This window comes from Pseudomonas sp. PSPC3-2 (genome assembly GCF_049897085.1).
In the GTDB taxonomy this organism is placed as follows: domain Bacteria; phylum Pseudomonadota; class Gammaproteobacteria; order Pseudomonadales; family Pseudomonadaceae; genus Aquipseudomonas; species Aquipseudomonas paraveronii.
This window is the reverse complement of record NZ_JAFCVO010000028.1, coordinates 39,132-46,602: the sequence shown is the minus strand read 5'-3', so window position 1 is coordinate 46,602 and position 7,471 is coordinate 39,132. Positions and strand designations below refer to the sequence as shown.

Genomic DNA, 7,471 nt, shown 5'->3' with positions numbered 1-7,471 from the left:
TTCAAACATCTTTGGGTTTTTAAGAAACCCTAAACTTGGCTCAGCAATCGTTGGTTACATCTTTGATTTCTCGCGGAGTAACTTGTGATGCTGATAATCTTGTTGACTATCAGTCTGACCCCACAAGCACCCACACGAATTGCTTGATTCAGTTGTTAAAGAGCGGTTGGTTAAGATCTTTCGTCTCAACCGAGGAGCGCACTCTACAGCACACCCCCCGAAGTAGCAACCTTAAAAGTTTTTAATTTCACTAAGGAAATCAACTACTTAAGCCAGACCAGCAGTGAACTGCTCGTTAGCGGGAGGAAAATAATACAGGATTAAATTACGTGGTCAACCCCCGCCTGAAAATTCTTTTCCTTACCCAGGAGCCTGGGCTGTCAGGCTGCAAACTTCCAAGGTCGTAGAGCACATTATTGAAAGGATGACGCCGACAACGCCAACTTCAGCAGGTCCTTACGCTGCAACGACGGCTCGATCACCGCGATTCCTTCCTGCCACTCTATAGACAGTAGCTGGCTCAGCTTCTGCTGGCTGGCCACCGCCTCCGCCAACCAGTACCCCTTGCTCTCCCGGATGCTGATTGCGTTCAACATCCAATCGTCCCCCTGCCCCGCAAGCCAGCGCGCAATCGCCGGCCGATGCCGCCGTATCAGCGCCCCGGCGTCCCACACCGTCATCTGCGCGAACAGGTGTGGCAGTTGGTCAGTGACGGTCATCCGTTTCAGGTCAGCCGCCAGGGCTGCGATCAGGTCGGACTCGATCGCAGCCTGGCATTCGGCGAAATACTGCTCGGGCCAATTCGCAGCCAGCCGCGCGCACCGTGCGAGGCACTCATAGGCGCGCCGGTCCTGCGGCGTGGTCAGTTGCCCGGTGAAATAGAGGGTGTTGTCCAGGATTGCCGTGGCCAGCAAGGCAGCACTGTGTTGGCTGATCATCGGCAACAGGCCTGCCGCTTCCCAGCGCAGAAAAACCAGGGTCGCCGCCGCGCCTATAGGGCGAATGTCGGCGGCAGTACCCAGGGTCTGCGCCCAGTAGGTTTCAAAGCCCGGATGGTGATCGATCACCTCGACCACTTGGTCGAGTACCACCAGCGGGTCAAAGTGGTGAGGGTCGCAGACATCCACCAGGACAAATTCATCGCCTGGACCGGGCAAGTAGTTGTCCAGGGCAGAGGGCCAGTCGAGTAGGGTGTTGGGGATGCTGAAATTGAGCGGTGCGCTGCTGACTGCACGAGCATTGATACCTTGATGGTTCAACAGCTCGGCGTAGGCGATACAGCAGGCGAAGGCGTCGATATCCAGATAGGCGGAGCCGGAGGTCACGACCCGCATGATGTGCGACATTGCTTTCCTTAAAATCCATTGTCCAAAATGAAAACCGCGCATGAGTGTCCGACGCACTCATGAATAAAATATGACACCCAGGCCCCTATGCCGTTACCACCAAGCGATAGCGCCTGCCTCGAACGCCATCGGGTTGCAGTGGCTCACTGTTTCAAGCTGATATCATTCCGGCATTCACCTGCTGAGTAGCAATCATGAACCGTCGTAAAAAGATCAATCAGCTATTAAAGGCCAACGCAAAGAAGGCCAGTGCCAAATTGGCACCTAAAAGCAAAGATAAATACGTCAGTAAAGCGGACCGCTTGAAACTGGCGGAGGGGTCCGATCAGGACGCCAGCAGTTCCCCAGACAACGAAACCTGATTCAAGGCACTCTATAGCGGCGTAGCAGTCTGTTCCTCGCCCCTTCTCGCCCAGCGGAGTTCCCATGATCACTGTCCACCACCTCAATAACTCGCGCTCGCAGCGCATTCTATGGCTGCTCGAAGAGCTCGGCCTGCCTTACGAGATCAAGCGTTACCAGCGTGACCCGAAGACCAACCTGGCGCCGCCGGAACTCAAGGCGGTTCATCCGCTGGGCAAGTCCCCGGTAATTGAAGACGGCTCGCGCGTGGTGATCGAGTCCGCCGCGATCATCGATTACCTGATCCGTCGCCACGGTGCGGGCCGCCTGCAACCGGACCCAAGCACCGCCGCCTTTGATGAGTACGTGCAATGGCTGCACTTCGCCGAAGGCTCGGCGATGCTGCCGTTGATGCTCAACCTGTACGTCGGGTTCCTGGGTGACGCCGGCGCTCCGTTGCATCCGCGAATCGAGTCCGAGGTGGCCAATTACCTGGGTTATCTCAACGATGCGCTGGCGCACACGCCGTATCTGGTGGGTGACGAATTAAGTGGCGCGGATATTCAGATGAGTTTTATCGGCGAAATCGCCAACGCACAGGGCAAGTTGCAGGCGTATCCGAACCTGGCGGCGTGGGTGCAGCGGTTCCAGGCGCGACCGGCGTATCGCAAGGCGCTGGAACAGGGTGGGGAGTATGCGTTTGCGAAGTGACGGGCGATGAGGCCTTTGGCGAGTGCTTGAACCGGCGCCCTGCACGCGCTGCCGAGCTTTAGCGAGGCTGCGATGCAGGCGCTGAGGTTTAGCAGGCACACCGAGGTGATCCTGTCGCAGCCTCGCTGAAGCTCGACAGCTCCCACATTTGGACGGGTTTACCCCCGGCAAAGCTCTCTCGGCAGCCCACTCAGCTCAGGCGGAAACGTGCGGTGTTGTCACTCAACGCGCGGCTCCCCTTGCTCAGCGTATCCGCAGCCCGGTTCACCGCCCGCGCGCCATCGAGCAAGCGCCCCGCCGCCTGGTCCACCTGCTGGATATTGCCGCTCACTTCATCCGCCGTCGTCGCCTGCTCTTCCACCGCCGCCGCGATGTGCGCCAGGGTGTCGGTGACGTTCTGCACCGCCCCGGCGATCTCGCCCAGCCGCGTGCCCAGCCCGGTGACGGACTCGGCGTCGGTCAGGGCCTGAGCGCAGGCGGCGCTCATCAATGTGACCGCCTGGCTGACCGTGGCGCGCAAGCTGTCCACGGTGCTAGCGATTTGCGCGGTGGAGGCCTGGGTGCGTTGCGACAGGCTGCGCACTTCATCAGCGACCACCGCAAAGCCCCTGCCCTGTTCGCCGGCGCGCGCGGCTTCTATGGCGGCGTTAAGTGCCAGCAGGTTGGTTTGCTCGGCGATGCCACGAATGGTGTCGACCACCGACTGAATCTGCTGGCCCTGTTGGCTCACTTGTTCCAGGGCGTTGGCGGTGTCGGTCAGGCGCCGGTTGAGTTGCTGGATGCTGGCCGTGGTGCGCTGGCTATCGCGGCTGCTGTCTTCGGCGATGCGTCGAGTGTGCTGGGCGCTACCTGAGGCTTGTTCACAGCTTTTGGCGACGCCCATGGAAGTGGCGGCCAGTTGCGTAGCCGCTGCGGCGATCTGGCTGATCTGGTATTGCTGGTCTTCGACGTCGGTGAGGGTGCTGCCCGATTGCGAGTTGAGCGTGAGCACCGCCGAACCAAGCTGCTGAGTCTCGTGATTTACGCCCAGCAGGCTGGTACGCAGTTGCACCACCGCCACGTTGAGCGCGGCGCTGATCGCAGCCAGTTCATCGCGGCCGTCAACAGCCACTTCCACGCACAGGTTGCCGTCGCGCAGGGACTGGGCCAGCGTGGTGATGCCGCTGGCACTGCGACGGATCGAGGCTTGCAGACACATGAACAGGTAGAGCGCCGCCAGGGCCAGCAGGCTGAAGATGGCCGCGACGGGGATGAATTGCTGCAAGGCGCGATCGTGGTAATAGGTCAGGCGTGCATCCAGCGAGCGGAGCGACTGGTTGCGCAGCGCGCCCAGGCTGCCGAGCATCGTGTCGACACTGCGCTCGAAACCGGCAGGGTCGAGTTTGATGGTGCCACCGAACACGCCGTCGTCGAGCACTTTAAGCTCGCTGTCCAGTTGTTGCAGGCTGTTATCGTACTGCGCGGTCCAGGGCTCCAGGCCGAGGTATGGTTTGGCCTTGAGCGACGCAGCGGCCTTGACCAACTGGTCTCGCGCATCGCCGATACGGCCGCGCAGGTCGCGCATCTGCAAGCGGCTTTGCAACGTGAACTGCCCCGAGGCGATGGACGACTGACCAATACTGGCCATGCGGCCGATACGCTCGATCAGGTCCGGCGTGTGCTGGGTGGAAATCTGCATTAGCAGATAAGTCTCCAGCCAGGGGTCGAGGATCAGGCCGGCGTCGAGGGTGATCTGTTCGCGCAGGGTTTGCATGGCGGTCAGCGCCGAGGTGAAGCGATCGTAGCCGTCCGGCCACCAGCCCACGGTGCGCAGGGATTGCACATCCATCCCCTTGACCATTGCCTGCAACGCGTCGAAGCGCGCCAGGGTGTCGACGCTCGCGCCCTGTTGTTTGAGCGCATCGCCCAGAGCTTGCAGGCTTTGCAGGATAAGCGGGTTGTTCGCATCCAGCTTGTCCATCGCCGCCTTGGCTGCGGGCGTCGGTTCACGCAGCAGGTCCAGCGCTTTCCAGCGCGAGGCGAGGTTGCGCTGGGCAATCAATTGGCCATCTAACGCGTCCAGGGCCAGTAGTTGAGAAACGCCGGACTTTTCGCTGGAAATCACCGCAAGTTTGTCGCGATAGTCCAGCCCGATCATCCAGAGGCTCCCGACCAGGGGCAGCATGAACAGAATGAACAGGATCTGGAATTTGCGGGCGAAGCCGAAACGTCCGAGCAGGCGGATACCGGGTGACAACAGACTGTGCATGGCCGACTACTCCCCAAAACAACCCACGCGAGGCAACGATGGACGAAGCCTTGAAATGAATCACGGCAAAGTGCCATGTCATTGATTGGGAAGGCCCAAGCAAGATACGAGCCGCCACTAGCGAGCCCCTGAATAGGCGGTGCGGCACGCAAAAAATCGCGCGCAGTGCTCGAAAATGGGGCGAAAGCACTCAATCAAGGGAACGACCGAGTAGCGAGTGGGTTCGATCAACCCGGTGCGGCAATGAAAGGCCAGCTCACGCCAGCAACGCGGTGATCCACTGCACCTGCCGGGCGACCTCTTGCACCTTGGCCTGCGGCACCGCCTGGCGAGCCTGCTCGAAACTGGCCAGGGTTTTCTGCTTTTGCCGCAGCAGGCGCTGCCACTTGGCCAGGAAGGCCGGGCTGCGGGCCTGCAACTGCAGCGGACCGAAGTACAACTCTTCGGCACTGTACGCCACCGGTTCGGCGCGCTCGGCGACGATGATTTCGTAGTAGAAGCGGTTTTCCCGCAACAACTCTTCGACCAGGATGCGGTAACCGTTGTCCATCAGCCATTGGCGCAGCGGTTGCTCGCCGCCGTTGGGTTGCAGGATCAAGCGCTCTTGGCCGGTGAGGTGCGCCTTGCCGCTGTCGAGGATGTTGCGGATCGTCTCGCCGCCCATGCCGCAGACGCTGATCGCGGTGACCGCGTCGGCAGCCGTGATGGCTGCCAGGCCATCGGCCAGGCGCACGCTGACGTGTTGCTCCAGGCCATTTTCACGCACGGTGCGTTCGGCGGCCTGGAATGGCGTCGCGGCCACCTCCCCCGCCACCGCCGCCGCGATCAGGCCACGACGCAGCAACGCCACCGGCAGGTAGCCATGGTCGGAGCCGATATCCGCCAACCGCGCCCCAGCCGGCACATGCGCGGCTACGCGCTCCAGGCGCATGGACAATGTGTGTTCGTTCAACTGCGGTTCCTTCTTCACCACGAGTGTCAGTGCGAGGGCTATTGACGCACAAACTCCACCACCCGCTCCAGCATTCGATCACACGCATCCAGTTGCTGCAGACTGATGAACTCATCCGCCTTGTGCCCCTGTTCCATGCTGCCGGGTCCGCACACCACGGTGGGAATCCCCGCCTGATCGAACAGCCCGCCTTCGCTGCCGAAGGCGACGGTGCCGAAGTCCTGCGAACCGCAAAACTGCGCGACCCACTCAGCCGCCTGGCTTTGCGACGAAGTCGCCAACCCCGGATAGCTGGACAACTCACTGAAGCCGATCGCGCACTGCGCACTCACCGCCCGCATCGCCGGCAGCAGGGTTTGCTCGGCATACAAACGTAACTGGTGCGCCACCTGCCACGGGTCCTGGGTCGGCAGCGAGCGCACTTCGAAATCAAAGCAGCACTGCTGCGGGACGATATTCAGCGCCTTGCCGCCGCTCATCACCCCGGTTTGCACCGTGGAAAACGGCGGATCGAACGCCACGTTCAGGTGTTGCGGCGCCTTGAGTTCCTCACCGAGCCGCACCAGTTCCCGGATCAAGCAGGCCGCGTACTCAATGGCGTTGACGCCTGATGGTGCATAGGCCGAATGACACGCCGCACCCTGCACGTCGCAGCGCACGGCCAATTTGCCTTTGTGCCCCAGCACCGGCTTGAGTTCGGTGGGCTCGCCGATCACACACAACAACGGCTTGACCGGCTGCGCGTGAAACCTTTCGATCAATGAACGCACGCCCAGGCAGCCCACCTCTTCGTCATAGGACAGCGCAATATGCACCGGCATACGCAGCGACGCCCGCACCAGCGTCGGCACACAGGCCAACACACAGGCGATATAGCCCTTCATGTCGGCGGTACCACGCCCGTACAACTTGCCGTCTTTTTCGGTGAGGTCGAACGGCGCCACGCTCCAGCGCTGGCCGTCCACCGGCACCCCATCGGTATGCCCGGACAGCACGATGCCAGGCACATCCGCCGGGCCGATGGTCGCCAGCAGGTTGGCCTTGTTCTTGTGTTCGTTGAACACCAGTTCACAGGCGACACCGTGGCCCTGCAAATACGTGCGCACGAAGTCGATCAGCGCGAGGTTGGATTCGCGGCTGGTAGTGTCGAAGCGCACCAGTTGCGCCAGCAGGTCACGGCTGTGGCTCATCGGTCATCTCCCGGCACCGCATAGCCCGGCGCGATGTGCGGGTTGAGGGCGCGGTCGAGGTAGTCTTGCAGTTGCCCGCGATAGGCCTGCCAGAGCAGATCGAGGGCGCCAATCGGGTCGGCGTCGGCCCAGTCCACGCGCAGACTGACGATGGGCCACAACAGCTCATCGACCACCATCAGGGCCGCCGAATGCACCGGCCCCGCTTCACCGCCGTGGGCCTGGCCAGCATGCATCGCGGCGAGCAGCCGGTCCGCCAGAGGCCCGGAGGCGTTCTCGAACACGCCGACCATCGCAGCGATTACATCGGGATTGGCCAGCATGTTCCCGGCCGCCACGCATTGCTCGCCACTCAGCGCCGCATGAATGCCAAGGGTTTGCGAGCCACTGAAATGTGCGGTGCGGCCCAGGCCATCGATCACCGTCACCTGCCGATAGTCGCGGTGGTCCTGCCCGGCAAACACCGCCGCCACGGCCTCACTCGGCGCCATGCCCTGCTCCAGCAGGTCGAGAATCTGCGGGCCCAGGCTCGGCAGGGTGATGTTCTGCGACGCCACCGCGCCTACACCGGGGCGCAGCCACGGGCAACGCGCGCCCACGGCGATGCTCGACGAACTGATAGCGATCCCCAACTGGCCCGTCTCGGCACAGCGGGCGACAACGGAAAAGGTCATAGGGCTTC

Annotated in this window: 7 protein-coding genes; 2 read left to right on the top strand and 5 right to left on the bottom strand. The window is 61.9% G+C overall.

Annotation, left to right across the window (positions count from 1 at the left end):
* Positions 1-413 precede the first annotated feature (413 nt).
* Positions 414-1,334 carry a DHH family phosphoesterase gene (locus ACP7CJ_RS27865; RefSeq protein WP_426102679.1) on the bottom strand — a complete coding sequence of 307 codons (921 nt, stop codon included), beginning with the start codon at positions 1,332-1,334 and terminating at the stop codon, positions 414-416.
* Positions 1,335-1,540: 206 nt separating this feature from the next.
* On the opposite strand from ACP7CJ_RS27865, the gene ACP7CJ_RS27860 reads away from it, so the two are divergent.
* Both ACP7CJ_RS27860 and ACP7CJ_RS27855 read left to right on the top strand, forming a co-directional pair.
* The gene (locus tag ACP7CJ_RS27860; RefSeq protein WP_247408186.1) at positions 1,541-1,708 is read left to right on the top strand and encodes a DUF2986 domain-containing protein; all 168 of its coding nucleotides are present in this window, start codon (positions 1,541-1,543) and stop codon (positions 1,706-1,708) included.
* A gap of 64 nt (positions 1,709-1,772) precedes the next feature.
* Positions 1,773-2,399, top strand: a complete 627-nt coding sequence (locus ACP7CJ_RS27855) for a glutathione S-transferase family protein (RefSeq protein WP_247408184.1) — start codon at positions 1,773-1,775, stop codon at positions 2,397-2,399.
* Between the two features lie 190 nt (positions 2,400-2,589).
* Here ACP7CJ_RS27855 and ACP7CJ_RS27850 read toward each other — a convergent pair whose 3' ends face one another.
* The 4 genes from ACP7CJ_RS27850 to ACP7CJ_RS27835 all read right to left on the bottom strand — a co-directional run bounded on the left by ACP7CJ_RS27850 (position 2,590) and on the right by ACP7CJ_RS27835 (position 7,463).
* Complete coding sequence (locus ACP7CJ_RS27850) at positions 2,590-4,647, bottom strand: methyl-accepting chemotaxis protein (RefSeq protein ID WP_426102675.1); 2,058 nt, start codon at positions 4,645-4,647, stop codon at positions 2,590-2,592.
* Between the two features lie 256 nt (positions 4,648-4,903).
* Positions 4,904-5,599, bottom strand: a complete 696-nt coding sequence (locus tag ACP7CJ_RS27845) for a tRNA (adenine(22)-N(1))-methyltransferase (protein WP_426102673.1) — start codon at positions 5,597-5,599, stop codon at positions 4,904-4,906.
* 38 nt (positions 5,600-5,637) lie between these two features.
* Positions 5,638-6,789 carry an acetylornithine deacetylase gene (gene argE / locus ACP7CJ_RS27840; protein WP_426102671.1) on the bottom strand — a complete coding sequence of 384 codons (1,152 nt, stop codon included), beginning with the start codon at positions 6,787-6,789 and terminating at the stop codon, positions 5,638-5,640.
* Positions 6,786-7,463, bottom strand: coding sequence for a DUF1028 domain-containing protein (locus ACP7CJ_RS27835; protein WP_426102669.1), 678 nt, complete (start codon positions 7,461-7,463; stop codon positions 6,786-6,788). The genes argE and ACP7CJ_RS27835 overlap by 4 nt, the downstream gene beginning before the upstream one ends.
* Between the last annotated feature and the right edge of the window lie 8 nt (positions 7,464-7,471).

Excerpts from the sequence above, each read along its gene's own strand:
- ACP7CJ_RS27865 (WP_426102679.1), bottom strand. The coding sequence starts at position 1,334 with ATGCGGGTCGTGACCTCCGGCTCCGCCTATCTGGATATCGACGCCTTC.
- ACP7CJ_RS27860 (WP_247408186.1), top strand. The coding sequence starts at position 1,541 with ATGAACCGTCGTAAAAAGATCAATCAGCTATTAAAGGCCAACGCAAAG.
- ACP7CJ_RS27855 (WP_247408184.1), top strand. The coding sequence starts at position 1,773 with ATGATCACTGTCCACCACCTCAATAACTCGCGCTCGCAGCGCATTCTA.
- ACP7CJ_RS27850 (WP_426102675.1), bottom strand. The coding sequence starts at position 4,647 with ATGCACAGTCTGTTGTCACCCGGTATCCGCCTGCTCGGACGTTTCGGC.
- argE (WP_426102671.1), bottom strand. The coding sequence starts at position 6,789 with ATGAGCCACAGCCGTGACCTGCTGGCGCAACTGGTGCGCTTCGACACT.
- ACP7CJ_RS27835 (WP_426102669.1), bottom strand. The coding sequence starts at position 7,463 with ATGACCTTTTCCGTTGTCGCCCGCTGTGCCGAGACGGGCCAGTTGGGG.